Below are 22955 nucleotides of genomic sequence, written 5' to 3' on the forward strand. Positions count from 1 at the left end.
ATGCTGAAACTAATCAGACCGGCCATCGTCATAATCGTGGTCACCACCGCCGTCACCGGCCTTGCCTATCCGCTTGCCATGACAGGGATTGCCCAGGCGCTCTTCCCGCATCAGGCGAACGGCAGTCTCGTGGAGAAGGACGGCAAGGTCATCGGCTCCAGCCTCATCGGCCAGAGCTTCACCACCGACCGCTACTTCCACGGCCGCCTGTCGGCGACAACCGGTGCGGACCCGAATGACGCAACCAAAACAGTTGCCGCACCCTACAACGCGTCCAACTCCATGGGCTCTAATCTCGGCCCAACCAGTTCGAGCCTGATGACCCGCATCAAGGGCGATGTTGCAACCTTGCAGGCGGAGAACCCGAACGCACCGGTTCCGATCGATCTGGTCACCACCTCGGGCAGCGGTCTCGACCCACACATCTCGCCAGATGACGCTTATTTCCAGATCCCGCGTGTCGCCAAGGCGCGCGGTCTGGATGAGGCCAAGCTCCGCGCTATCGTCGACGCCGCCGTCGAGTCCCGCGAGCTCGGTGTCTTCGGCGAGCCCGTCGTCAACGTCCTGGCATTGAACCAGGCGTTGGATGCTTCTATGACAAAGTGAGGTCAAGGGGTTAAGGCGGTAGTGGCCGCCTTAACCCCTGCCCGCCACGAAAGATCACTTAATGCCAGATGATAGCCGCGACACGCTGAACAGGCCCTCGCCCGACGCGCTTCTGGAGAAGGCTCGGCAGGAAACGCGTGGCCGTCTGAAGATATTTCTGGGTGCGGCACCCGGCGTCGGCAAGACCTACGAAATGCTACTTTCCGGCAAGGCCAAGATCGCCGACGGCGTCGATGTCGTCGTCGGCGTGGTCGAGACCCACGGCCGGAGCGAGACACAGGCCTTGCTCGAAGGCTACGAGATCATTCCCCGCGTCAATGTCGACTACAAGGGCCGCGCGCTCGACGAGATGGACCTCGATGCCATTCTCAAACGCCGGCCCGGCCTGGTACTCGTCGATGAACTCGCCCATTCCAATGCCCATGGCAGCCGCCATCCGAAGCGCTATCTCGACGTCAAGGAACTGCTTGATCGCGGCATCGACGTCTATACCACACTGAACATCCAGCATGTCGAAAGCCTGAACGATGTGGTGTCGCAGATCACCCGCGTCCGCGTCCGCGAAACCGTGCCGGATTCGATCATCGATCTGGCCGACGATGTCGAGATCATCGATCTGACACCCGATGACCTGATCAAGCGCCTGCATGACGGCAAGGTCTACACATCGAGGACCGCCGAGCGGGCGCTGACCAATTACTTCACACCCGGCAACCTGACGGCGCTGCGCGAGTTGGCGCTGCGGCGTACGGCGCAACGGGTCGACGACCAGCTTCTGACCCATATGCAAGCCCATGCCATCCCCGGCCCCTGGGCGGCGAGCGAGCGCGTACTCGTCTCCATTGACCATCATCCGCGTTCCGCTTCGCTGGTGCGCTATGCCGCCCGCATGGCCTCGCGCCTGCGTGCGCCCTGGGCGGCCGTCTATGTCGAGACCAATCGGTCGATCAGCCTGACCGAGGCGCAGCGCGATACCATCGCCGCAACGCTGCGGCTTGCCGAACAGCTCGGCGGCGAGGCAATCACCATTCCCGGCCGCGAGGTCGCCGAAGAGCTGCTCCGGCACTCCGCCAGCAACAATGTCACCCATATCGTCATCGGTTCACCGAAGGTCGGCACCTGGCGGGATTGGTCCAGAGCTTCGGTCTCCTACGAACTGATCCGCAAGGCCGGCGACATCAGCGTGCATGTCATCTCCGGCACCGACGCGGAAGCCTCGAGAGCGAGCCACGGTGTCAAGTCAGCACCCATGCCGACGCCGTTTCAGTTACGCGGCTATATACTGGCGACACTCTATGTCGCCGTCGCCCTTGGTGTCTGCGTTATTCTCGATCAGGTACTCGATGTCCGAAACCTGGCGCTTGTGTTCCTGATGGCGGTGCTGGCGACCGCTGTCACCCAAGGCTTGCGACCAGCGCTTTACTCCTGCCTGCTCGGCGCGCTCTGCTTCAACTTCTTCTTCCTGCCGCCGCGCTATACGCTGACGATCAGCGATCCCGAAAGCGTGCTTGCCTTCTTCTTCTTCCTCGGCGTCGCCATCATTGCCAGCAACTTGACCGCAACCGTGCAGCGGCAGGCGGCATCGGCGCGACAGCGAGCGCGGACGACAGAAGATCTTTATCTTTTCTCGAAGAAACTTGCCGGCACAGGCACGCTCGACGACGTACTCTGGGCGACGGCCTTCCAGCTCGCATCGATGCTGAAGGTGCGCGTGGTGTTGCTGCTGCCGGAGGATGGCACGATTGCGGTCAAGGCCGGCTATCCGCCCGATGATACGCTTGATGACGCCGACATCGCCGCCGCGCGCTGGGCCTGGGAGCATAATCATGCTGCCGGCCGAGGCGCCGATACGCTGCCGGGCGCCAAGCGTCTTTACGTGCCGTTGCGCACCGGCCGCACCGCCGTCGGCGTCATCGGCCTCGACAGCGACCGCCGCGACGGGCCGCTTCTGACACCGGAGCAGCAGCGGCTTCTCGATGCGCTCGCCGATCAGGCAGCACTTGCCATCGAGCGCGTGCAGCTCGTGGCCGATGTCGACCGCGCCAAGCTGGCTGTCGAGGCCGACCGGCTGCGTTCTGCCTTGCTGACCTCGATCTCGCATGACCTGAAAACACCGCTCGCTGCCATTCTTGGTGCTGCCGGCACCTTGCGCGATTATCTGGAAACCATGTCGCATGAGGATCGCGTCGATCTGCTTTCGACAGTGGTCGACGAATCTGAGCGGCTGAACCGCTTCATCGCCAATCTGCTCGACATGACCAAGATCGAGTCCGGCGCGATGGAGCCGAATTATGCTCTGCACTATGGTGGCGATATCGTCGGCAGCGCGCTCCGGCGCGGCGCCAAAATCCTCGCCCGCCACCGCGTCGAGACGCAGATGCCGGCCGATCTGCCGATGGTGAAGGTCGATCCGGTGCTCTTCGAGCAAGTGCTGTTCAATCTGCTAGACAATGCCGCCAAATACGCGCCCGAAGAGTCCACCATTCGCCTGGAGGCCTGGGCCGATGTCGACAATGTCGTCTTCCGGATCATGGACGAAGGCCCCGGCATTCCGCCCGCCGATCTCGAGCGAGTCTTCGACACCTTCTATCGTGTGCGCAAGGGCGATCAAGTGCGGGCCGGCACCGGCCTTGGCCTTTCGATCTGCCGCGGCTTCATCGAGGCCATGGCCGGCACGATCACTGCCGGCAACCGGACGGACCGCCAGGGCGCGGTCTTCACTATTCGCCTGCCGAAACCAACAGATTTCCCCAAGCTGGATGAATTGAAATGAACACGACCGCCGTCAAGATACTCGTTGTCGATGACGAGCCGCCGATCCGCAAATTGCTGCGTGTCGGCTTGAGCGCCCAGGGCTATCTGGTCAATGAGGCCCCGAATGCAGCAGCAGCAAAACTGTCGGTGGAAGAAGATCGGCCCGACCTGATCATTCTCGACCTCGGCCTACCCGACAAGCCCGGCCATGACCTGCTACAGGAATGGCGCGAGGACGGATTGGAAATCCCCGTCGTCATTCTCTCGAGCCGAACCGACGAAGCCGGCATCGTCAAAGCGTTGGAAACAGGCGCCGACGATTACGTCACCAAGCCTTTCGGCGTGAATGAACTCGCCGCGCGCATCCGCGTCGCACTGCGCCACCGCCTGCAGCAGCAGGGCGAAAAGGCGATCTTCCAGACAGGCGGCCTGTCGCTGGATCTCGTCAAGCGCATCGTCAAGGTCGACGGCAAGGAGGTAAAGCTCTCGCCGAAGGAATACGATATCCTTCGGGTGCTGGCGCAGCATGCCGGCAAGGTGCTGACGCATCAGTTCCTGTTGAAGCAGGTCTGGGGACCGGCGGCGGACGTGCAGTACCTACGTGTCTATGTTCGCCAACTCCGCCAGAAGATCGAACAGATTCCGGATCAACCGCAATACATCACCACCGAGACCGGCGTCGGCTACCGCCTGCGTGAGCCGGAATGAAGCTGTGATCCCTTGGCTGCGTGCGAAACAGCGCCTCGTCGCAAAGACCGACGAGGCCAAGTCATGTCCAATTTATCGATGTCCGAGCGTGAGAGTGACCATGGACCTTTCCACCATCATCCTGCCCGAACATGTTTTCGTCGGCCTTTCGGCGCCGACAAAGTGGCGGGCGCTGCAGCTTCTTTCGTCGAAGGCCGCCCATTGCCTCGGTCTCGATGAGGGCTCAGTCCTGCAGGCATTGGAGGGACGGGAAAATCTGGGAACGACCGGGATTGGCAACGGCATAGCCGTTCCGCATGCGGCAATCGCCGGAATGACGCGGCCGCGCGGATTGATGGTGCGTTTCGGCCAGCCTGTCGACTTCCAGGCAATCGACGATGTGCCAACGGACCTGGCCTTCGTTCTGCTCTTTGGTGAAAACGGCCGCAGCGAATACCTGAATGTGCTCGCCGCCATCGCCAGACGGCTCAGAGCCGAAGGCGTGCTGCCGACCATGCGGCAGGCAAAAACCGCCGACGAACTCTACTCGGTTTTCATGTCCGACTCGATTTGATAGGATGCTAACCGCCGGCTGCAGCCAAGGCACGGGAATGTGATTTCACATTCCTTGATTATATGGGATTCCGTTCTAGCTATACGCGCCAAACGGGAACAATCTTCGTTACTTTATACGACCAAGTTGATAGGGTTTAGTAACAACGAAGGAGGTCACCCATGCAGACGATAAAGCTTTCCCGGCTTCTCGCCACCGCAGTTCTCATTGGCAGTTTCTCGCTGGCTGGCGCCGTGGCGCCGACATGGGCAGCAGACAAGACGCTTCTCAATGTGTCCTACGATCCGACCCGCGAGCTGTACAAGGACTTCAACACAGCCTTCGCCGCCAAGTGGAAGAAGGACACGGGTGAAACCATCAATATCAAGGCGTCGCATGGTGGTTCGGGCGCGCAGGCCCGATCTGTCATCGACGGCCTTGATGCCGATGTCGTGACGCTGGCACTCGAGGGCGACATCGACGCCATCGCCAAGGCTACGAAAAAGATCCCGGCCGACTGGAAGACCAAGTTCCCGAACAACAGCGTTCCCTATACGTCGACCATCGTCTTCCTGGTGCGCAAGGGCAATCCCAAGGGCATCAAGGACTGGTCGGATCTGGTCAAGGACGGCGTCGAAGTCATCACGCCGAACCCGAAGACCTCGGGTGGTGCCCGCTGGAACATTCTGGCGGCCTGGGCATGGGCCAAGCAGGCAAATGGCGGTGATGACGCCAAGGCGCAGGACTATGTCGCCCAGCTTCTGAAGCATGTGCCGGTGCTTGATACCGGTGCCCGTGGCGCGACCACGACCTTCGTCCAGCGCGGTCTCGGCGACGTTCTGCTCGCCTGGGAAAACGAGGCCTATCTGTCGCTCGAAGAACTCGGCCCGGATCAGTTCGAGATCGTAACGCCCACCGTTTCGATCCGCGCCGACCCGCCGGTGGCCGTCGTCGATGGCAATGTCGATGCCAAGGGCACCCGCAAGGAGGCCGAGGCTTACCTCAACTACCTCTATTCCGACGAAGGACAGAAGATCGCGGCCAAGCATTACTACCGGCCGATCAAGCCGGAAGCCGCCGATCCCAAGGATATTGCCCGGTTCCCAGCATTGAAGCTTGCAACCATTGACGATTTCGGTGGATGGTCTCAAGCTCAGCCGAAGTTCTTCGCCGATGGCGGTGTCTTCGACCAGATTTACAAGCCGGGACAATAATTCTGAATGCATGCAATAACCCGCAAACGGTGGCGGTTTCGGCAGCCGAGTGTCATTCCGGGCTTCGGATTGGCGCTCGGCGTTACCTTGACTTGGCTCATCCTGATCGTTCTCATCCCGCTGTCGGGATTGCTGTGGAAGAGCAGTTCTCTCGGCTGGTCTCAATTCTGGGCCATCGCACTTGATGTCCGTACACTCAATGCCTTGCGCATGAGCTTTGGCGGTGCCTTTATCGCGGCGGTGGTCAATGCCGTCTTCGGGCTAATCATAGCCTGGGTGCTGGTGCGCTACCGCTTTCCCGGCAAGCGCATCATCGACGCCATGGTCGACCTGCCCTTCGCGCTACCGACAGCAGTTGCCGGTATCGCGTTGACGACGCTTTATGCGCCGAACGGCTGGATCGGGCAGTTTCTGGCCCCACTGGGTATCAAGATCGCCTTCACACCCGTCGGCATCGTCATCGCGCTGATCTTCGTCGGCTTGCCCTTCGTGGTGCGCACGGCACAGCCGGTCATGGAGGAGATCGACCGCGAGGTCGAAGAAGCAGCAGCAACACTTGGCGCAAGCCGTTTCCAGACGATCACCCGCGTCCTGCTGCCGGGCCTCGCGCCGGCGGCGCTCACCGGCTTTGCACTCGCTTTCGCGCGCGCTGCCGGCGAATACGGCTCGGTGATCTTCATTGCCGGCAACAGGCCCTATGTCTCCGAAATTGCGCCATTGCTGATCGTCATCCGTCTCGAGGAGTATAATTACGCCGCGGCCACGGCGATCGCGACGATGATGCTGATTATCTCCTTTATCATGTTGCTGGCCATCAATCTCATTCAATCCTGGAGCAGAGGGAGGTACGGCTATGGCGCATGATGCCGTTCCCTCCCTCGACGCGGTTCATTCGGTCATTACCGAAAGCAGGCTCGCACGCTGGACTTTTGTGGCGATCTCGCTCGCCTTCCTGACGTTGATGGTGATGATGCCGCTGGCCGCCGTCTTCGTCGAAGCCTTCCGCAAGGGGGTCGAACAATTCTTCAGCTCCCTGGTGGACGAGGAGACGTTTGCGGCCATCCGGCTGTCGTTGATCGTCGCCGGCATCAGCGTGCCGCTCAATCTGGTCTGCGGCGTTGCCGCCGCCTGGGCGATCGCCAAGTTCGAATTCAAGGGCAAGGCGTTCCTGACGACGTTGATCGACCTGCCGTTCTCCGTGTCGCCGGTTATTTCGGGCCTGGTCTTCGTACTGTTGTTCAGCTCCAACAGCGCTCTCGGCCCCTGGCTCCAGAGCCATGGCATCCAGATCCTGTTTGCGGTTCCGGGCCTGGTTCTGGCGACGATGTTCGTCACTTTCCCCTTTGTCGCCCGCGAATTGATCCCACTGATGCAGGAACAGGGAAATGCGGACGAAGAAGCGGCCCTGTCGCTCGGCGCCAATGGCTGGCAGACCTTCTGGCATGTGACACTGCCGAACATCAAATGGGGCCTGCTTTACGGCGTTCTGCTCTGTAACGCCCGCGCCATGGGAGAGTTTGGCGCCGTGTCGGTGGTTTCCGGCCATATCCGCGGCGAAACCAACACCATGCCGCTGCAGGTCGAAATTCTCTATAATGAATATAATTTCTCAGGGGCCTTCGCGGTAGCCACGCTTCTCGCCCTGCTCGCCCTTGTCACACTTATACTGAAGACGCTGCTGGAAATGCGCTATAGCGAAGAGATCGCAGCCAGCCGGCGTCACTGAAGGAATTGTTAATGGAAGTTCGCGTTCAAAACCTCCGCAAGGAATTCGGTCGCTTTCCCGCGTTGCATGATGTCTCTCTGGATATCCGTTCTAGTGAACTGATCGCGCTGCTGGGTCCTTCCGGCTCGGGCAAGACGACGCTTTTGCGTTTGATTGCCGGATTGGAAGCGCCGACCGAGGGCCAGATCTTCTTCGGCGACGAAGACGCATCGCGGAAGACCGTGCAGCAGCGCAATATCGGCTTCGTGTTTCAGCAATATGCGTTGTTCCGCCATATGACGGTGCTGGATAATATCGCCTTCGGCCTGAAGGTTCGCTCGCCGTCGCGCCGGCCTTCGCGCGCTGAAATCCATCACCGGGCCGTCGAATTGCTGGAACTGGTGCAGCTCAACGGCCTCGAAAAGCGTTATCCGGCGCAACTGTCCGGCGGCCAGCGGCAGCGCGTGGCGCTTGCCCGCGCCATGGCGGTCGAGCCGAACGTGCTGCTTCTCGACGAACCATTCGGCGCCTTGGACGCTCAGGTGCGCAAGGATTTGCGCAAGTGGCTGCGCGAAATCCACGACCGCACCGGCCACACGACCGTTTTCGTGACCCATGACCAAGAAGAAGCTCTGGAATTGGCCGACCGGGTCGTCGTGCTCAACAAGGGTGCGATCGAGCAGGTGGGGACGCCGGACGAGATCTACGACACGCCGAATTCACCCTTCGTCTACGGTTTCATCGGCCAGTCCAATCGCGTGAAGGTGCGCATCACCAATGGCGAGATCTGGTTCGAGGAGCGCCCGCTCGGACTGAGCGCGGCGCACGAGCCCGATGGCGAGGCCTATCTCTATTTCCGGCCGCACGATATCGAGCTTCATGTGGGTGACGGCGGATGTATCGTCGGCCTGCTGACCTCCAGCCGCCGCGTTGCCGGCACCCGTCACATCGAAATAAATATTGGCGCGCAGCACGAGACCATCGAAATCGAGCTGCCGCCGGACAAGGCCGGCGCGCTCGACCGTAACCGCATCGCCTTCAAGCCAACACGCTGGAAGCTGTTCCGCAACGGCGGCTGAGATTTTCAGAGCAGTTCCGCGTTTCACGGAACGCCGAACTGCTCTATCTCATTGTATTTACGCAATTTCGGATGGTGGACCGCTACGCAATTTTCCTGGAATTGCTTGTGCTTCAATCCTCCGGATGCCCCGCTGCCGCAAAGCCGCCGCCCTGATAGATGACGGCCGGATCGGTCGGGTCTTCCGGAGCGGCGTTTGCCAATATTTGCTCGCGCCAGGCCGCAGCACTGTCCTGCGGCTTCCAGCCGAGGAACGCGGCGTTGCGATTGTCCCACCATTGCTCGTCATTATTGGAGGCGCCGTAGACGATCGCGTGCCCCAGCCGAGGTGTCTCGAAGGCGCGGCCACAAAGCGCCAGGAAATCGCGAACGCTGAACCACGTCGCCAGCATGCGCGAATTGCGCGGCTCGAGAAAACACGAGCCGATCCGCACCGATAGCGTCTCCTGCCCAAACTTATCGAAATAGAGGCTTGCTACGGCTTCGCCATAGACTTTTGAGACGCCGTAGAGCGAATCCGGGCGCGTCGGCACTGTGCTGTCGATACGCTCGTCACGGCGGTAATAGCCGATCGTGTGGTTGGAACTGGCGAAAATGATGCGCGGCTTGCCGGCATGCCGGGCGGCTTCGTAGAGATTGTAAAGCCCGATGATATTGCCCTGCAGGATGAGGTCGAAGGCTTTTTCGGTGGAGACGCCGCCGAGATGGATGATGCCGTCGACACCCTGGACCAGCGCATCGACGCTGCCACGGTCGGCAAGATCGCAAGCAACGAAACGCTCGTTCGGGCGCAGATCGTCCACCGCGACAATGTCGGAGAGCACGACATTCTCGGCAATCTGCGAAAGAAGCGGTCGCAGCGCTTGGCCAACACCTCCGGCGGCTCCGGTCATCAACACGGTCTTCAGCATGAATTTCCTCCCCTATGGATCTCGTCGAAGCGGAACCTATAAGATGGGCTTTCGCTCGTCACCAACTATCCGTATCGTCGGCGCCTGAAATGTGAACGGCGTTGTCACCATTACCAATGGTCCGGGCCTCGGCATCGAGATCAATCGCGATGCGCCGGAGTAATATCGACTTAGGGATTGATGCATGAACGCTGGAAAGCAGGCCTGTCGGCTTCGACCATCGATCACGGCTGACTACGATGCAATTGCCGAGGTCTGGCATAGCAGCGCAAGTTTATCCGGCGTTGGTCCTCTCGTCATGCCCACTAAAGCCGAGCTGCGAGAACGAGTTGAGCTAGAGTTTGCTGCGGGATGGAACGTGACAGTCGCCGTTCGCGCCAATGAGATTGTAGGCTTCGTTGCCATCGAGCCGAACAAAGCGGTTCTCGCCGAGCTATTTGTTCGACCCGCATCGATCGGAAGCGGCATCGGCTGGGCACTCCTTGCACATGCGATGACGGTCATGCCGCAAGGCTTCACGCTGATCACGCGGTCGTCAAACACGAGAGCCCGCAATTTCTATGAAAGAGCGGGATTCATTGCTCTTCGCCACGATAAGCATCCCAGAACGGGCGATCCGGTCATTTGCTATGGCTGGAACGCTCGTTGAAAGGTAAATCTGTTTAAAACTCGATTTCGCGAGAGATTGGATAAGCTGGTTCAATTCCGTGGGATAGCAGGATCATCCCCCGCCTTCGGCACCACTGTCAGCTCAGAACCATAGGCTTCGCGCAATTCATCCTTTCCCGCCACGCGATCAACAGCCTTATGGAGCAGGGTCGACGTGTAACCTTCCGCGAGAGATCCCTCGATCAAGGTGACATCCGCATTTCCCGGATTGTCCGAGCGCTCGAACCAGTCGACGGAATGGTGCAGGAAATTCATTTCGAACGCCCTGTTGGTAACACCGTGGCCGACGATGATGACGTTGTCCCTCCCATGCTTGGCGTCGTGCATGACCGTCTGAAGGAATAGGCGGACCCGCTGGGCCACATCCGCCCTGCTCTCACCATCCGGAGGCCGCGCATAGAACTTCCCGCTGTTATTGCGCAGCCTGGCCCATTTTTCGAATTCCTCGGGAAACTTCCGTTTCTGCTCGGCATGGTCGTAGATCTCGGTGAAGAGACCGAAATCCTGTTCCCGTAACAAGTAGTCCTCGCGAACATCCTCGACCAACGCGTTTGGCAAGGCTTCGAGCAGGGCATCCTTGCTCTGTCGCGTCCTAAGATAAGGCGAGTACCAGATGCTCTGTTTTCGTAATTCAGGAGCCGGCAGTCCCTTCAGATAGGACGCGATCACCCGTCCCGCCTCCAGCGCCTGCCGATAGCCCCACTGTGTCAATGGAACATTATGGTCACCGAATTGCCGGTAGGCCTGGTCGCTGATGTTACCCAGGGATTCGCCATGTCGAACAAGAAAGATACGCATCAGCAGTCCGCATTGTCGGATAGGGATTCGAGGTCATCATGGATGGGATGCGCATTGCGCGCAACGTACTTCCCGTTTCAGGCCGTTGCAGCGCGCGCCTCGGTTTCGGCGCGCAATGTCTCCAGGCTGACCACGGCCTTGATCGGCAGGTGATCCGAGGCCACACGCGCCAGGGGCGAGTCATGCACTTCGACGGTCGAGATCAAGCCGCTTCGGTTGGCCATGATGCGGTCGAGCGCCAAAAGCGGCAGCGTGGACGGAAAGCTCGGCACGGCCGGCGGCAGCGGGCCGAAAGCGGCCTGGAAAGTGTTGAGCGACGAGCGGTCGCCAAGCCGCCATTCGTTGAGATCACCGAGCAGGATGGTCGGCGTGTCGTTATCCCTACTCATCAGCTCGACGATCAGGCGCGCCTGCTGGGCGCGCGAGCGGAGCAGCAGCCCGAGATGGGCGGCGATGATCCGGAGCACACCGCCGCGAGCCAGTTCGATTTCGGCAAGCAGCGCCCCGCGCGGCTCGAGCCCCGGCAGGCTGATCTGGTGCACATCGCGCACCGTGCCCTGCTTGAACAGCACGACATTGCCGTGCCAGCCATGCGCCTTGGTGGCGCCCGCCACCGGCACGGGAATAAGTCCGGTCTCGCGCTCAAGCCGGCGCAGATCGAGCAAGCCAGTACGTTCGCCGAAGCGGGTGTCGGCCTCCTGCAGGCCGATGACATCAGCGTCGATCTCATGAATGACCCGGCTGATCCGATCCGGATCGAAGCGGCGGTCGGCGCCGACGCATTTGTGGACATTGTAGGAAGCGATCAGCGTGCCTTCCGGACGCGCCCGGCCGCCAGTCTGCTTCACCCGCGATTTATTTCGGTTCTTCAGGGATTCGAAAATGCTTGTCCGGAGATTCTCGTTCTTTTTTCGCATCTATCCGTTGGCCGTTTCCGTTCTCAAGGCCCCAAGCCGTTTCTCTGCGAGTATAAGAAGCGATTGCCGGGCTTGTCATGTGAAAACGCTTGCAACCGGAAACACAGCTACGTCATTTTCGTCAGAGATAGGGCGAGCCAAGCCACAAGATCTTCTCGATCAGACGGACGATGAAGGGGCGTGCCCGAAGTTTGGCGAGGTCGACCGGCTTAGCCGCTTCGAGAACCGTGTCGATGCGGGCTTCGATCGCGCGGGCAAAGCCGTGGTCGATCACTTCCAGATCGACTTCGAAGTTCAGCCGCAGGGAGCGCGGATCCAGATTAGAAGAACCGACATAGGCCCAGGTGCCGTCGACCGCCATCAGCTTTGAATGGTCGAAGGCGCCCTCGGCGCGCCAGATGCGGCAATAATTCTTCAGCATCTGGTCGAACTGCGCCGTCATGGCGCGGTCGACCAGCACGAGGTTGTTGGCGGCCGGCACGACGATATCCACCTCGACGCCGCGCCTTGCCGCCGTCACCAGGGCGCTGATCAGCTCGCGGTCCGGCAGGAAATAGGGCGACATGATGCGGATGGAGGTGCGGGCGATCGACAGCGCGCCGATGAGCATCTTGTGGTTCGTCTCGAGGCTGCGGTCAGGTCCGGAAACGATGACGCGCATGAAGACCGGCGCTCCCGGTTCGCTCGCGGGCATCGCAATCCGCCAGTGGTCGCCGCTCAGTACTTCGCCGGTCACAAAACGCCAATCCTCGGCGGCTGTGTTGAAGAGATCGGCAACAGCCGGGCCGGTGACGCAGAAATGCGTGTCATGGGCGCAATGATCGGCGGCGAATTCCCTGGTGAAACCCTGGCGGATGTTCATGCCGCCGGTAAGGGCGATGCGGCCGTCGACGACCAGGATCTTGCGGTGGGTGCGCAGGTTCGCATAGGGCAACCGCAGGCCGATGATGACATTGCCGTTGAAGACGTATACCTCAACGCCGCCCTTGCTGAGATAGCCCATGATGCTCGGCACCGAATAGCGGGCGCCGACGGCGTCGATCAGCACGCGCACGCTGACACCGCGCTTGACGGCGGCGATCAACGAGTCGGCGATGCGCAGGCCGATGGGATCACGATCGAAAATATAGGTCTCCAGCAGGATGCTACGTTCGGCGCCGTCAATGGCGGCTTTCATTGCGGCATAGGCGGCATCGCCGCTTTCCAGCATCTCGATGGTGTTGCCGGTGCTCATCGGGTAGCGCGACACGCGGTCGCCAAGCGTCTTCATGGATCCAAACCGTTCGCCGAAGGTCCGACGCACGATATCGCCCTGCGCGTCGAAACTGGCGAGCTCGCCCGCGGCATCCTTCTGAAAGAGTACGCTGCGTTGCGAGCTCAGCGATGCCCGGCGGATGCGGTTGATACCGGCGACGGCATAGAGTACCGCGCCGACGATGGGCGACAGGATGATGACGCCGACCCAGCCGATCGCGGCGCGAACGTCCTCCTTCGTCATCGCCGCATGGATGGCGGCCACCGTCCCCATGGCGATGGACAGGACGGCGAGGAATTGGCCCCAATGGGCGATCAGCAAATCGAACATGCGCGGAGTATAACTTTGCCCACGAAAGCTGCAATCAGCCGTACGCGTCATCCGCGTCGCTCGACCGCTAGCAGTGGGGATGTGGATAGGTTGTGCTTTAGATATTTTTAATTGAACGATGGTCGCGCTGTCGTCATATTGATTGTTCGGCGGCTTCGCTACCGTGCATACGGTACCTCGTTTTTCTCATGCGAAGCGCCCGCCGTGGTTAGGGAGTCGAGACTCGAGGAATTTCTCCATGGCTCGTCGGAGCCAGCGTCTCGGGTGCTCGGGGGAGGCATGCAAGCCCGCGTTTCAAGAACGGGTATTTTTCATCAACCAATGTTCAATGATGCGAACGGAGATCGGCAATGTTGGAATCGCGGGATGAATGGATCGAGAAACGTGCCTATGCCATATGGGAGGCCGAGGGTTACCCTTCCGGCCGCGATGCGGTTCACTGGGAGCAGGCAAGCCAGGAACGTATCGCACTCGATAAAAGCATCGGCAAGGACAAGAAGAGCGCCGCCAAGCCCAAGGCGACGATCGATGTCAAGCCCAAGGCAAAGCCTAAGGTGAAGGCCGCCGTGGCTGTGGCAACCAGCGATGTCACCGCCAAGGCCGCACCAAAACGAGCACCGAAAAAGGCGGCCGAAGCGAAGGTTTGAAGCGAACTTTGCTTTTGATGACCCAGACCATGAAATGACCGGTCCGGTATTCGCACCGGACCGTTTCCCTGAAAGGCTGGATATCGAAATTCGCAGCAATTTCGACCAGTTGCCTGGCGGACGCAAACAGATGTCATACACCGGTGCTATCAGGCGAAGAGGGAGCTTCGCCATGAACGATAGGTGTGTGGATTACATGGGACGTCTCTGTTCCGACTATTGTCGCGGCAGCTTGCCATGTCATGGCCGCGCCGAAGTGATGCCATGACATCGCTTCTCGTTCTCGCAATCCTCTACCTTTTGGCGGCGCTTGTGGTGATCCTCATCATCGACCGTTCCGTCGGCATCCTGTTTCCCACTTCGGGTAAGGAAAGGCGTGTTGCCGCCAGTCGGCCGCTTACGGATGTTCCGAAGCAGTCACCGGCACGCCACTAAGATCGGAACTTTTTCCATGGCGACGGGTTGGTCTTTTCATCCGCAATGAGGAGAAAGACAATGCCAAGAGGAGACAAATCCGCCTATACCGACAAGCAGAAGCGCAAGGCCGAGCATATCGAGGAAGGCTATGAAAGTCGTGGCGTTTCCGAGGATGAGGCCGAACGCCGCGCGTGGACGACCGTCAACAAGGAAAGCGGCGGCGGCAAGAAATCCGGCTCCGGTCGGGGCCATCCCGAAAACCATGCATCGTCCGAGAAAGGCGGTCGGATCGGCGGAAAAGCCTCCGCGAGCCGCCCCGCAGCCGAACGTTCGGCATCCGCGAAGAAGGCGGCCGCAACACGCAAGCGCAATGAGCAACAGGCTCATCATTAGCCATGCATTTGTGGAAAGGAGCCCGTAATGGCCCGATCCCAAAAGAAAAAATGGTCGCAGGAGGTGACAGAGAGCAGCGATGCTTTGGATCTGGAGGACGGTATCTTCAAATTGAAAGATCCGAAGACCATCGCTACCTCTCTCAAGCGCTCGGCGACCGCGAGCAATCGCCGCAAGTCCGACCCCTTCCGTTCCGCCATGTCGATGCTAAGTTTCTATATCAATCGCGCTGGCAACCATCTTGACCGGCGGCAGAGACAGACGCTCGAGGCCGCCAAAGATGAGTTGCGCAAGGACTTCGATCGTGAACCGAAATAGTGACAGCAACACACAGCGACACAAGGAACGGGAGGAACTTTAAATGGCCTACGAGCTGTATTACTGGGACGGTATCCAGGGCCGTGGCGAGTTCGTGCGTCTGGCGCTCGAGGAGGCCGGCGCTGACTATATCGACGTCAGCCGTGGTCCGGCAAGCGAGGGCCAGGGTGTACGAGCGATGTTTGCCGTGATGGAGAGCAAGTCGGAGGCGCATATTCCACTCGCCCCGCCCTTTCTGAAGGACGGCGATCTCGTCATTTCCCATGTCGCCAATATCCTGATGTATCTCGGCCCGAAACTCGGCCTCACGCCAGAGGATCAAGGTGAGCGCTATGTGGTCAACGGGCTGCAGCTGACGATCACCGATCTCGTCGCCGAGGTGCATGACACGCATCACCCGATCGCGACCTCGAAATATTACGAGGAACAGAAGGAGGAGGCCAAGGCCCGCGCCGCCGAATTTCTCGACAATCGCATGCCGAAATTCCTCGGCTATTTTGAGCGCGTCCTGGACCAAAATCCGAAGGGGCCAATGCACATATTCGGCAACCGGCTCACCTATGTCGACCTGTCATTGTTCCAGGTGTTCGAAGGGCTACGCTATGCCTTCCCACGCGCAACAGTGCATCTGAGTGACGAATATCCGCATCTGGCGGCTTTGCGTGAGACCGTTGCGAGACGACCGAACATTGCCCGTTATCTAAAATCCGAGCGCCGCATTCCCTTCAACGAAGATGGTATCTTCCGGCATTATCCCGAGCTGGACAGGGGCGCGGCATGAGCGAAGCACGGTTGCTGGCTGTATTCTTTCCGGCCTGCTGGAGTATCTGGGGATTGATCTGGGCTGTCGCGGCGTTCAGCGTCAAGAAGACGACACGGAGCGAGGATCCGTTATCGCGGTTTTCGAATACAGCCCCAATCTGGATATGCGGCCTTTTGCTATTGGCTCGACCATCCTGGCTCGGCCCACTCTCGTTCCAGCTCGTTCCGCAAAATCTGTTCTACTACGGCATCGGCGCGGCGCTGACCGTCGCGGGCCTCGGCTTTGCCGTCTGGGCGCGCTATCACATCGGCCGCAATTGGAGCGGCGTGATCACGGTCAAGGAGGATCATGCGCTGATCCGCACCGGTCCCTATGCCATCGTCCGTCATCCGATCTATACCGGCCTGCTGCTTGCCATCATCGGTTCGGCGCTCGCGCGTGGCGATATCGCTGCCTTGCTGGCGATCGCCTTCATGCTCTACGCCGTCCTGCGGCGCGTCGGCATTGAGGAGCGCTGGATGAGCGAGACATTCGGCCAAGCTTATGTGGACTACAAGGCTACGACGCCGGCGCTGGTGCCGTTCGTGTGATAGAGCCTAGCTTTTCAGCGGCTTCGCAGCTTCGAAGAAACCGGCCCATGGATCGGCGGCGTGTCCGCTCAGCCGCGAAGCCGCATTCTTGACGGTGAAGGAAGCCGGACCAATCTTTTCCGTCAACTCATCCCAGGCAAGCGGCATCGAAACCGCCGCCCCCGGCCTCGCGCGTGTCGAATAGGGCGCGACGGCGGTGTTGCCACGGCCATTGCGCAGGTAATCGATAAAGATATGGCCGGTCCGTTTTGCTTTCGCGGCAACCGAGAGGTATTTTTCCGGATTGTCGCCGCTCATGCCGTGGGCGATCGCTTCGGCTACGGCCTTGACATCCGGCCAGGTCGCCTTCGGCTTGAGCGGAGCGACCACATGCAATCCCTTGCCGCCAGACGTCTTGACGAAGGAAGCAAGGCCCATCTCCTCAAACCGCGCCTTTATGTCCTCCGCGCCCGCGATAACCGCGCTCCAGGCGACATCTTCGCCAGGGTCGAGATCCATGATGAGCATGTCGGGCTTTTCCCAATGATCCGTCGTCGTGCCCCAAGGGTGGATTTCCAGCGCGGCGGATTGGACAAGTGCGGCAAGCCCGTCAAAATTCCTGATCCGCAACAGTTTTTCACCGTCTTTATCGTCGGGATCGGCGACTTCCTCGATATGCGGATTGATGCCTTTCCAGGCATGCTTCTGGAAGAAACGCGGACCTTTTATGCCGTCGGGGCAGCGCAGGAGAGCCAGCGGCCGATCGACGACGAAGGGCGCCATGCGCGGCCAGGCAAGCGCGTAGTAGTCGACAAGATCCTGTTTGCTGACACCGTCATCCGGCCAATAGATCCGCTCCGGATGCGTCAGTTGCACGGAGGTCTTCGCAAGGTCCTGTGTGGGCGTCTTTGCCATCCGCATAGGCTCCATCATCGGTGCTGCGCCGGGCATAGATTACCATTGCCCGGCGCTAAAAGTCGATTGCCGGGCGCGCCTTACGGCATCAGCTGGCCGCCGTTGACCTCGATCACCTGGCCGGTGATGTAGCCGGAAAGGGCTGGCGAAGCGAGGAAGAGATAGGCGCCGACGCAGTCTTCCGAAGTGCCGACGAAGCCCATGGGAATGGTCTTGCGCTGCAACTCCATCTGCTCGTCATTGGTATAGCGCTCATGAAACGGCGTCGCGATGACGCCCGGTGCGACCGCATTGACGCGGATCTTGTCGGCGACGAATTCCTTGGCATGGCCATGAGTGATGGTGGAGACGAAGCCCTTGGAGGCGGCATAGAGGATCGCGCCGTTACCACCACCGTTGCGAGCGGCGATCGAGGTGGTGTTAATGATGAAGCCACCCTGCTTCTTGAGGTGTGGGTGCGCGGCCCGGGTAGCGGCAAGCACCGAGCGGGCATTGAGGTTCATCACGCGCTCGTAATGTGCATCGGTCATCTCGGAGGTCGGAACACGACCGAGCATGCCGCCGGCATTGTTGACCAGACCGTCGAGGCCGCCGAAAGATTCCGCCGTCTCGCTGACGACGCGCTCGGTCTCGCCGTCCCGCGAAACATCGCCCTGGACGAGATGCACCTGCCCGCCGGCAGTGGTGATTTCAGCGGCGAGCTTCTCGGCCGGCTCGCGGCTGGCGTTGAAGTGGATGCCGACCTTCATACCCTGCTGGGCAAAGGCTCGTGCCAGCGCCGCGCCGATGCCGGTCGAGGCGCCGGTGATCAGCACCCGCTTGCCGGCGAGATCGGGGATGCGAATGGATGCGAGGGATTGCGCAAGCTCTGTCATGACGGCTCCTCCTGAAAGTCGACAATAAATCATACGATGAAACCGCAACTGTAATATCAGGCGGAAGCGCGGCGCGGCAATGCGCCGTAGGCAAACAAAAGCGAGCCGCCCGGAACATTCCGCGCGACCCGCCGTCAATTCATCGTGAGGGGATCAGACCCGCTCGAGCGCGATGGCAATACCCTGGCCGACGCCGATGCACATGGTCGACAGCGAGTAGCGCCCGCCGGTTTCCTTCAGCTCTAACGCCGCCGTGCCGGTAATGCGGGCGCCGGACATGCCGAGCGGATGGCCGAGCGCGATAGCGCCGCCATTGCGGTTGACGCGGACATCGTCGCCGGCAATGCCGAGTTCGCGCAGGACGGCAAGCCCTTGCGAGGCGAAGGCTTCGTTGAGCTCGATGACGTCGAACTGTTCTTGGCGCATGCCAAGCCGTGCCATCAGCTTGCGCGAGGCCGGGACCGGACCAATGCCCATGACGCGCGGTGGCACACCGGCGGCAGCGCCGCCGAGGATGCGGGCAATCGGCGTGAGGCCATATTTCTTCACTGCCGCTTCCGAAGCGATGATCAGCGCCGCGGCGCCGTCGTTGACGCCGGAAGCATTGCCGGCGGTCACGGTCCCGCCTTCCTTCTTGAAGGGCGTGCCGAGCTTCGCCAGCGCTTCCATCGTCGTTGCGCGCGGATGTTCGTCCTTGCTGACAACGATGGCATCGCCCTTGCGCTGCGGAATGGTGACCGGCGTGATCTCCTTGGCGAGACGGCCGTTTTCCTGCGCGGCCGCAGCCTTAGCCTGCGAGCGGACGGCGAAGGCGTCCTGATCCTCGCGGCTGACCTTATAGTCCTCGGCAACGTTCTCACCGGTTTCCGGCATGGAATCGACGCCGTATTGCTTCTTCATCAGCGGATTGACGAAGCGCCAGCCGATGGTGGTGTCGTAGATCTCTGCGTTGCGTGAAAAGGCGCTGTCGGCCTTGGGGATAACGAAGGGCGCTCGCGACATGCTCTCGACGCCGCCGGCAATCATCAGCTCCGCTTCGCCCGCGCGAATGGCGCGCGCGGCGGTGATAACGGCATCCATGCCGGAGCCGCAGAGGCGGTTGATCGTCGTGCCGGAAACGGACATGGGAAGACCGGCAAGCAGAAGCGACATGCGCGCAACGTTGCGATTGTCCTCGCCCGCCTGGTTGGCGCAGCCATAGATGACGTCGTCGACGGCCTCCCAATCGACGGAGCCGTTGCGCTCGATCAGAGCCTTCAAGGGCACCGCGCCGAGATCGTCGGCGCGAACGGAAGAGAGCGATCCGCCGAAACGGCCAATGGGTGTGCGGATATAGTCGCAGATGTAGGCTTCGGTCATGGTCTTCTCCTCAGAGTACCGGCACGACGAGGTCAGCAACGGGACGATCGGCATGGAGGGGGGCGCCGGTCATCGCCTGCAGTTCGTCCATGGTCATGTCAGCCAGCTTTTCACGCACCACGAAGCCTCCGTTGATGATATCGATCACGGCATGGCTCGTATAGACGCGGGTGATGCAGCCGACACCTGTCAGCGGGAAGGTGCAGGCGTCGACCAGTTTCGGCTTGCCGTCCTTTGTCACATGCTCGGTGATGACAAAAACCTGCTTGGCGCCATGCACCAGGTCCATAGCGCCACCAACGGCGGGCACGCCCTTGGTGCCGACGCGCCAGTTGGCGAGGTCGCCATTTTGCGCCACCTGATAGGCACCAAGGATCGCTACATCCAGATGACCGCCGCGCACCATGGCGAAGCTATCGGCGTGATGGAAAAAGGCAGCGCCGGGCTTCAGAGTGACGGCCTTCTTGCCGGCATTGATCAGGTCCCAATCTTCCTCACCTTCCGCCGGCGGCTCGCCGAAATCCAGAATACCGTTTTCCGTGTGAAAGATCGCTTGGCGTCCTGGGGGCTGGTAGCGAGCGACCATTTCCGGAAAGCCGATGCCGAGATTCACATAGGCGCCATCTTCAATGTCCTGAGCCGCGCGCCAGGCAATCTGGGCGTTGGAGAGCTTGATGTCGTCGCGTGTGTCGATGGTCATGCGTATACCACTCCGGCCCGAATGAGGTTCTCTTCCTGTTGCGGATCGGCGACTTCGACGACGCCATTGACGAAGATGCCGGGGGTGACGATGTGCTCGGGATCGAGCTCGCCGAGGGCGACGATTTTAGAGACTTGCGCAATCGTCTTTGCTGCGGCCATGCACATCAGTGGATTAAAATTGCGGCCGGCCTTGTTGTAGATGAGGTTGCCGTGGACGTCGCCGACCTGGGCTTTGACAATGGCGAAATCGGCCTTGAGCCAGCGCTCCTGAACATAGTTGCGGCCGTCGAATTCGGCGATGACCTTGCCATTAGCGAGCTCGGTGCCATAGGCGGTTGGCGTGTAGAAGGCCGGGATGCCGGCGCCGCCGGCACGGATGCGTTCGGCCAGTGTACCCTGCGGCACCAGTTCCAGCTCGATTTCACTTGCCAGATAGCGGTCCGTGAAGGCGCGAGGATCGGACGAGCGCGGGAAAGAGCAGATCATCTTCCGGACCATGCCCGCATCGATCATCGCCGCAATGCCGATACGCCCGTTGCCGGCATTGTTGTTGATGACGGTCAGATTCTTCGGGCCCTTGTCGATCAGCGCATGAATGAGCTCGATCGGCGCTCCGGAGCCGCCGAAGCCGCCAATCATGACGGTCGCGCCATCGCCGATGTCCGAGACGGCGGCCGCCGTGCTCGCAATTGTCTTGTCCATGCGGAAACTCCCGTTTGCCGTCGCGGGCGGATAAAGACGGCCCGTCCTCTTCCTTCGAAATAGATCAGCGCGGACTGGACGGCAATTGATTTGTGCGTTATTTGATATTTGTTCATATATCGCACAAATTCGGATGCGTGATCGGAGGATGAATTGCGCGAAACGGATTTCGTCAGCGGCTTTGCCAGGGGCCTGAAGGTGATCGAGGCTTTCGGCGAGACCCGGCAGCGCCTGTCGATCGCCGAGGCGTCGAAACTGACCGGCCTCGATCGCGCCACCGTGCGCCGCTCGCTGCTGACGCTGGCGGAACTCGGCTATGCCGACTATGACGGCAAATTCTTCACGCTGACGCCGAAGATCTTGCGGCTCGGCCATGCCTATCTCGCCGCCACGCCGCTGCCGACGATCATCCAGCCCTATCTCGATCAACTTGCAGAACAGGCCGGCCACAATGCCTCGGCCTCCGTGCTCGACGGCACAGAGGTCGTCTATATTGCCCGTGCCTCGCAACGCCGGGTGATGTCGATCAATCTGACGCCGGGCAGCCGCCTGCCCGCCTTCTGCGCCTCCATGGGCCGCGTCCTGCTTGCCGCCCTGCCGGAGAGCGAGGCACGCGCCGTTTTGGCGCGAACCGACCTCAAGGCGAATACGCCGAATACCAAGACAGACCCGGATGAGCTGATAGCCGAGTTTCGCCGCGTGCGGGCTGAAGGCTACGCCGTCATCGACCAGGAACTGGAAATCGGCCTCTGCTCCATCGCCGTTCCAGTGGAAAACGATCGCGGCCAGACGGTGGCGGCGATCAATATCGGCGCACCGGCCGCCTATGTCGCCGCCGCTGAAATGGCGGAGCGCTTTTTGCCGCTGTTGCGGGAAACCCAGAAGGCGCTGCGACTGGTTTTGCGCTGAAAATCCCTACACCCCAAGTCTATCCCGCTCGGCAATGCGCCAGGCGCGTGGCGTCTCGCCGGTCTGCTTCAGGAAGAAACGCGAGAAATAGGCAGGGTCGGCAAAGCCCAGGCGATAGCCAATCTCCTGCACCGAGCCGAAGGTAAAGACCAGTTCGCGCTTGGCCTCATCGATCAATTTGCGGGCGATCAATTCGTGGATGGCTTGACCTGTCTTTCCGCGCACGATGCGGTTCAAATGGGTCGGCGAGATGCCGAGGGCTTCGGCGTAAAAGGCTGCCGGCTTGTGCGAGCGGAAATGCCGCTGGATCAGGCCGTATAATATTTCCATGCGCCGCTCGCTTTCGTCGGAAGCGCCCTGCCCTTCGCCCTCCTGCTGAGACAGCCGGGCGGTCAGAAGCAGCGACGATGTCAGATAGGCTTCGAGCAGGTCATTGCGCCCACCACGCCGGTTGGCGAATTCTGCGCCAAGTCGCCTCAACGTTCCCGAGACATGGGCCGCGTCCTCATTGTCCATATCGAGCCGCGTCAAGTGCGGCTTGGCCAGCCATTCGCCGAGCCGGCTGCGGTCGCCTGGTGAGGTCTTGAGATGCGAAATCAGTACGGTGACGACGAAGCCGTCGATATCGCGGGAAAAGCGGAAACCGTGATTGAGGCGCGGCGGCACGGTGATGACGGTGGGCGGCATAATCGCGTGGTTTTCGCCGTCGAAGACCGCGTCACCCGAGCCGGCGTCTATGTACAAGATCTGAAAGAAACTCTCGTGGCGGTGTGGGCGGATTTCCCAATGATGTAGGCTGCTGCGAGAGGGTATGGTTTCGCAATGCAGCCAGAAATCGGGCTTTCGTCCAGTATTTTCACCGTAGAGTTCATAGGTTGGTACAGGCCTCGACATGGCTCTCTCCCTTCG

Annotated in this window: 26 protein-coding genes; 16 read left to right on the forward strand and 10 right to left on the reverse strand. The window is 60.6% G+C overall.

Features of this window, described 5'->3' with window-relative positions; translation table 11 throughout:
* The 8 genes from EX00_RS13210 (at position 1) to EX00_RS13245 (ending at position 8598) form a co-directional block, all read left to right on the forward strand.
* A complete protein-coding gene (locus EX00_RS13210) occupies positions 1-606 on the forward strand; it encodes a K(+)-transporting ATPase subunit C (RefSeq protein ID WP_047458311.1) in 606 nt (201 codons plus the stop codon).
* 61 nt (positions 607-667) lie between these two features.
* A complete protein-coding gene (locus EX00_RS13215; RefSeq protein ID WP_047458313.1) occupies positions 668-3379 on the forward strand; it encodes a sensor histidine kinase in 2712 nt (903 codons plus the stop codon).
* On the forward strand, positions 3376-4068 hold the full coding sequence (locus tag EX00_RS13220) for a response regulator transcription factor (protein ID WP_007691784.1): 693 nt from the start codon (positions 3376-3378) through the stop codon (positions 4066-4068). Before EX00_RS13215 ends, EX00_RS13220 begins: the two co-directional genes overlap by 4 nt.
* Before the next feature lie 100 nt (positions 4069-4168).
* Positions 4169-4621 (forward strand): PTS sugar transporter subunit IIA, encoded by a 453-nt coding sequence (locus tag EX00_RS13225; RefSeq protein WP_047458318.1) that lies wholly within the window; start codon positions 4169-4171, stop codon positions 4619-4621.
* A gap of 161 nt (positions 4622-4782) precedes the next feature.
* A complete protein-coding gene (locus EX00_RS13230; protein ID WP_047458321.1) occupies positions 4783-5814 on the forward strand; it encodes a sulfate ABC transporter substrate-binding protein in 1032 nt (343 codons plus the stop codon).
* A 6-nt stretch (positions 5815-5820) separates the two neighbouring features.
* Positions 5821-6678 carry a sulfate ABC transporter permease subunit CysT gene (gene cysT / locus EX00_RS13235; protein WP_047458323.1) on the forward strand — a complete coding sequence of 286 codons (858 nt, stop codon included), beginning with the start codon at positions 5821-5823 and terminating at the stop codon, positions 6676-6678.
* Positions 6668-7540 (forward strand): sulfate ABC transporter permease subunit CysW, encoded by an 873-nt coding sequence (cysW, locus tag EX00_RS13240; protein WP_047458326.1) that lies wholly within the window; start codon positions 6668-6670, stop codon positions 7538-7540. The genes cysT and cysW overlap by 11 nt, the downstream gene beginning before the upstream one ends.
* Positions 7541-7551: 11 nt before the next feature.
* Entirely contained in the window at positions 7552-8598 is a 1047-nt protein-coding gene (locus EX00_RS13245; protein WP_047458329.1) for a sulfate/molybdate ABC transporter ATP-binding protein, read from the forward strand.
* A 112-nt stretch (positions 8599-8710) separates the two neighbouring features.
* On the opposite strand, the gene EX00_RS13250 is transcribed toward EX00_RS13245, so the two are convergent.
* The gene (locus tag EX00_RS13250; protein WP_047458332.1) at positions 8711-9508 is read right to left on the reverse strand and encodes an NAD-dependent epimerase/dehydratase family protein; all 798 of its coding nucleotides are present in this window, start codon (positions 9506-9508) and stop codon (positions 8711-8713) included.
* Between the two features lie 184 nt (positions 9509-9692).
* Between EX00_RS13250 and EX00_RS31055 the strand changes: the two genes are divergently transcribed.
* Positions 9693-10157, forward strand: a complete 465-nt coding sequence (locus EX00_RS31055) for a GNAT family N-acetyltransferase (RefSeq protein ID WP_080761241.1) — start codon at positions 9693-9695, stop codon at positions 10155-10157.
* A 50-nt stretch (positions 10158-10207) separates the two neighbouring features.
* Here the strand turns inward: EX00_RS31055 and EX00_RS13260 are convergent, their stop codons facing one another.
* From EX00_RS13260 to EX00_RS13270, 3 genes are all read right to left on the reverse strand, one after another.
* Complete coding sequence (locus EX00_RS13260; protein ID WP_047458337.1) at positions 10208-10975, reverse strand: histidine phosphatase family protein; 768 nt, start codon at positions 10973-10975, stop codon at positions 10208-10210.
* A 77-nt stretch (positions 10976-11052) separates the two neighbouring features.
* Positions 11053-11892, reverse strand: coding sequence for an endonuclease/exonuclease/phosphatase family protein (locus tag EX00_RS13265; RefSeq protein WP_047458340.1), 840 nt, complete (start codon positions 11890-11892; stop codon positions 11053-11055).
* 121 nt (positions 11893-12013) lie between these two features.
* Positions 12014-13477 (reverse strand): phospholipase D-like domain-containing protein, encoded by a 1464-nt coding sequence (locus EX00_RS13270; protein WP_047458344.1) that lies wholly within the window; start codon positions 13475-13477, stop codon positions 12014-12016.
* 350 nt (positions 13478-13827) lie between these two features.
* On the opposite strand from EX00_RS13270, the gene EX00_RS13275 reads away from it, so the two are divergent.
* The 6 genes from EX00_RS13275 (at position 13828) to EX00_RS13295 (ending at position 16605) form a co-directional block, all read left to right on the forward strand.
* Positions 13828-14124, forward strand: a complete 297-nt coding sequence (locus EX00_RS13275; protein ID WP_047458345.1) for a DUF2934 domain-containing protein — start codon at positions 13828-13830, stop codon at positions 14122-14124.
* A gap of 264 nt (positions 14125-14388) precedes the next feature.
* Positions 14389-14559: a hypothetical protein gene (locus EX00_RS31460; protein ID WP_155294062.1), complete on the forward strand. Its 171-nt coding sequence runs from the start codon at positions 14389-14391 to the stop codon at positions 14557-14559.
* Between the two features lie 60 nt (positions 14560-14619).
* Complete coding sequence (locus EX00_RS13280; protein ID WP_047458346.1) at positions 14620-14934, forward strand: hypothetical protein; 315 nt, start codon at positions 14620-14622, stop codon at positions 14932-14934.
* A gap of 27 nt (positions 14935-14961) precedes the next feature.
* Positions 14962-15252, forward strand: a complete 291-nt coding sequence (locus EX00_RS13285) for a DUF3175 domain-containing protein (protein ID WP_047458348.1) — start codon at positions 14962-14964, stop codon at positions 15250-15252.
* Between the two features lie 43 nt (positions 15253-15295).
* Entirely contained in the window at positions 15296-16033 is a 738-nt protein-coding gene (locus EX00_RS13290; RefSeq protein WP_047458351.1) for a glutathione S-transferase, read from the forward strand.
* Entirely contained in the window at positions 16030-16605 is a 576-nt protein-coding gene (locus tag EX00_RS13295) for a methyltransferase family protein (RefSeq protein WP_047458354.1), read from the forward strand. Before EX00_RS13290 ends, EX00_RS13295 begins: the two co-directional genes overlap by 4 nt.
* Before the next feature lie 6 nt (positions 16606-16611).
* On the opposite strand, the gene ligD is transcribed toward EX00_RS13295, so the two are convergent.
* From ligD to EX00_RS13320, 5 genes are all read right to left on the reverse strand, one after another.
* A complete protein-coding gene (gene ligD, locus EX00_RS13300; protein WP_052210736.1) occupies positions 16612-17499 on the reverse strand; it encodes a non-homologous end-joining DNA ligase in 888 nt (295 codons plus the stop codon).
* Between the two features lie 80 nt (positions 17500-17579).
* A complete protein-coding gene (locus tag EX00_RS13305; RefSeq protein WP_047458357.1) occupies positions 17580-18374 on the reverse strand; it encodes an SDR family NAD(P)-dependent oxidoreductase in 795 nt (264 codons plus the stop codon).
* 153 nt (positions 18375-18527) lie between these two features.
* Positions 18528-19733 (reverse strand): 3-oxoadipyl-CoA thiolase, encoded by a 1206-nt coding sequence (gene pcaF / locus EX00_RS13310; RefSeq protein WP_047458363.1) that lies wholly within the window; start codon positions 19731-19733, stop codon positions 18528-18530.
* Positions 19734-19743: 10 nt separating this feature from the next.
* Positions 19744-20433, reverse strand: coding sequence for a CoA transferase subunit B (locus tag EX00_RS13315; RefSeq protein WP_047458366.1), 690 nt, complete (start codon positions 20431-20433; stop codon positions 19744-19746).
* Positions 20430-21137 (reverse strand): 3-oxoacid CoA-transferase subunit A, encoded by a 708-nt coding sequence (locus EX00_RS13320; protein ID WP_047458369.1) that lies wholly within the window; start codon positions 21135-21137, stop codon positions 20430-20432. The genes EX00_RS13315 and EX00_RS13320 overlap by 4 nt, the downstream gene beginning before the upstream one ends.
* Positions 21138-21290: 153 nt before the next feature.
* On the opposite strand from EX00_RS13320, the gene EX00_RS13325 reads away from it, so the two are divergent.
* Positions 21291-22046: an IclR family transcriptional regulator domain-containing protein gene (locus EX00_RS13325; protein WP_047458374.1), complete on the forward strand. Its 756-nt coding sequence runs from the start codon at positions 21291-21293 to the stop codon at positions 22044-22046.
* A gap of 6 nt (positions 22047-22052) precedes the next feature.
* Here the strand turns inward: EX00_RS13325 and EX00_RS13330 are convergent, their stop codons facing one another.
* Positions 22053-22940: a helix-turn-helix domain-containing protein gene (locus EX00_RS13330; RefSeq protein WP_047458377.1), complete on the reverse strand. Its 888-nt coding sequence runs from the start codon at positions 22938-22940 to the stop codon at positions 22053-22055.
* Between the last annotated feature and the right edge of the window lie 15 nt (positions 22941-22955).

Source organism: Martinezella rhizogenes, from assembly GCF_000799715.1.
GTDB lineage: Bacteria > Pseudomonadota > Alphaproteobacteria > Rhizobiales > Rhizobiaceae > Rhizobium > Rhizobium rhizogenes_C.

What these genes read in the sequence shown, in the direction of transcription:
- EX00_RS13210 (WP_047458311.1), top strand. Translation starts at nt 1, where the DNA reads ATGCTGAAACTAATCAGACCGGCCATCGTCATAATCGTGGTCACCACC.
- EX00_RS13215 (WP_047458313.1), top strand. Translation starts at nt 668, where the DNA reads ATGCCAGATGATAGCCGCGACACGCTGAACAGGCCCTCGCCCGACGCG.
- EX00_RS13220 (WP_007691784.1), top strand. Translation starts at nt 3,376, where the DNA reads ATGAACACGACCGCCGTCAAGATACTCGTTGTCGATGACGAGCCGCCG.
- EX00_RS13225 (WP_047458318.1), top strand. Translation starts at nt 4,169, where the DNA reads ATGGACCTTTCCACCATCATCCTGCCCGAACATGTTTTCGTCGGCCTT.
- EX00_RS13230 (WP_047458321.1), top strand. Translation starts at nt 4,783, where the DNA reads ATGCAGACGATAAAGCTTTCCCGGCTTCTCGCCACCGCAGTTCTCATT.
- cysT (WP_047458323.1), top strand. Translation starts at nt 5,821, where the DNA reads ATGCATGCAATAACCCGCAAACGGTGGCGGTTTCGGCAGCCGAGTGTC.
- cysW (WP_047458326.1), top strand. Translation starts at nt 6,668, where the DNA reads ATGGCGCATGATGCCGTTCCCTCCCTCGACGCGGTTCATTCGGTCATT.
- EX00_RS13245 (WP_047458329.1), top strand. Translation starts at nt 7,552, where the DNA reads ATGGAAGTTCGCGTTCAAAACCTCCGCAAGGAATTCGGTCGCTTTCCC.
- EX00_RS13250 (WP_047458332.1), bottom strand. Translation starts at nt 9,508, where the DNA reads ATGCTGAAGACCGTGTTGATGACCGGAGCCGCCGGAGGTGTTGGCCAA.
- EX00_RS31055 (WP_080761241.1), top strand. Translation starts at nt 9,693, where the DNA reads ATGAACGCTGGAAAGCAGGCCTGTCGGCTTCGACCATCGATCACGGCT.
- EX00_RS13260 (WP_047458337.1), bottom strand. Translation starts at nt 10,975, where the DNA reads ATGCGTATCTTTCTTGTTCGACATGGCGAATCCCTGGGTAACATCAGC.
- EX00_RS13265 (WP_047458340.1), bottom strand. Translation starts at nt 11,892, where the DNA reads ATGCGAAAAAAGAACGAGAATCTCCGGACAAGCATTTTCGAATCCCTG.
- EX00_RS13270 (WP_047458344.1), bottom strand. Translation starts at nt 13,477, where the DNA reads ATGTTCGATTTGCTGATCGCCCATTGGGGCCAATTCCTCGCCGTCCTG.
- EX00_RS13275 (WP_047458345.1), top strand. Translation starts at nt 13,828, where the DNA reads ATGTTGGAATCGCGGGATGAATGGATCGAGAAACGTGCCTATGCCATA.
- EX00_RS31460 (WP_155294062.1), top strand. Translation starts at nt 14,389, where the DNA reads ATGACATCGCTTCTCGTTCTCGCAATCCTCTACCTTTTGGCGGCGCTT.
- EX00_RS13280 (WP_047458346.1), top strand. Translation starts at nt 14,620, where the DNA reads ATGCCAAGAGGAGACAAATCCGCCTATACCGACAAGCAGAAGCGCAAG.
- EX00_RS13285 (WP_047458348.1), top strand. Translation starts at nt 14,962, where the DNA reads ATGGCCCGATCCCAAAAGAAAAAATGGTCGCAGGAGGTGACAGAGAGC.
- EX00_RS13290 (WP_047458351.1), top strand. Translation starts at nt 15,296, where the DNA reads ATGGCCTACGAGCTGTATTACTGGGACGGTATCCAGGGCCGTGGCGAG.
- EX00_RS13295 (WP_047458354.1), top strand. Translation starts at nt 16,030, where the DNA reads ATGAGCGAAGCACGGTTGCTGGCTGTATTCTTTCCGGCCTGCTGGAGT.
- ligD (WP_052210736.1), bottom strand. Translation starts at nt 17,499, where the DNA reads ATGGCAAAGACGCCCACACAGGACCTTGCGAAGACCTCCGTGCAACTG.
- EX00_RS13305 (WP_047458357.1), bottom strand. Translation starts at nt 18,374, where the DNA reads ATGACAGAGCTTGCGCAATCCCTCGCATCCATTCGCATCCCCGATCTC.
- pcaF (WP_047458363.1), bottom strand. Translation starts at nt 19,733, where the DNA reads ATGACCGAAGCCTACATCTGCGACTATATCCGCACACCCATTGGCCGT.
- EX00_RS13315 (WP_047458366.1), bottom strand. Translation starts at nt 20,433, where the DNA reads ATGACCATCGACACACGCGACGACATCAAGCTCTCCAACGCCCAGATT.
- EX00_RS13320 (WP_047458369.1), bottom strand. Translation starts at nt 21,137, where the DNA reads ATGGACAAGACAATTGCGAGCACGGCGGCCGCCGTCTCGGACATCGGC.
- EX00_RS13330 (WP_047458377.1), bottom strand. Translation starts at nt 22,940, where the DNA reads ATGTCGAGGCCTGTACCAACCTATGAACTCTACGGTGAAAATACTGGA.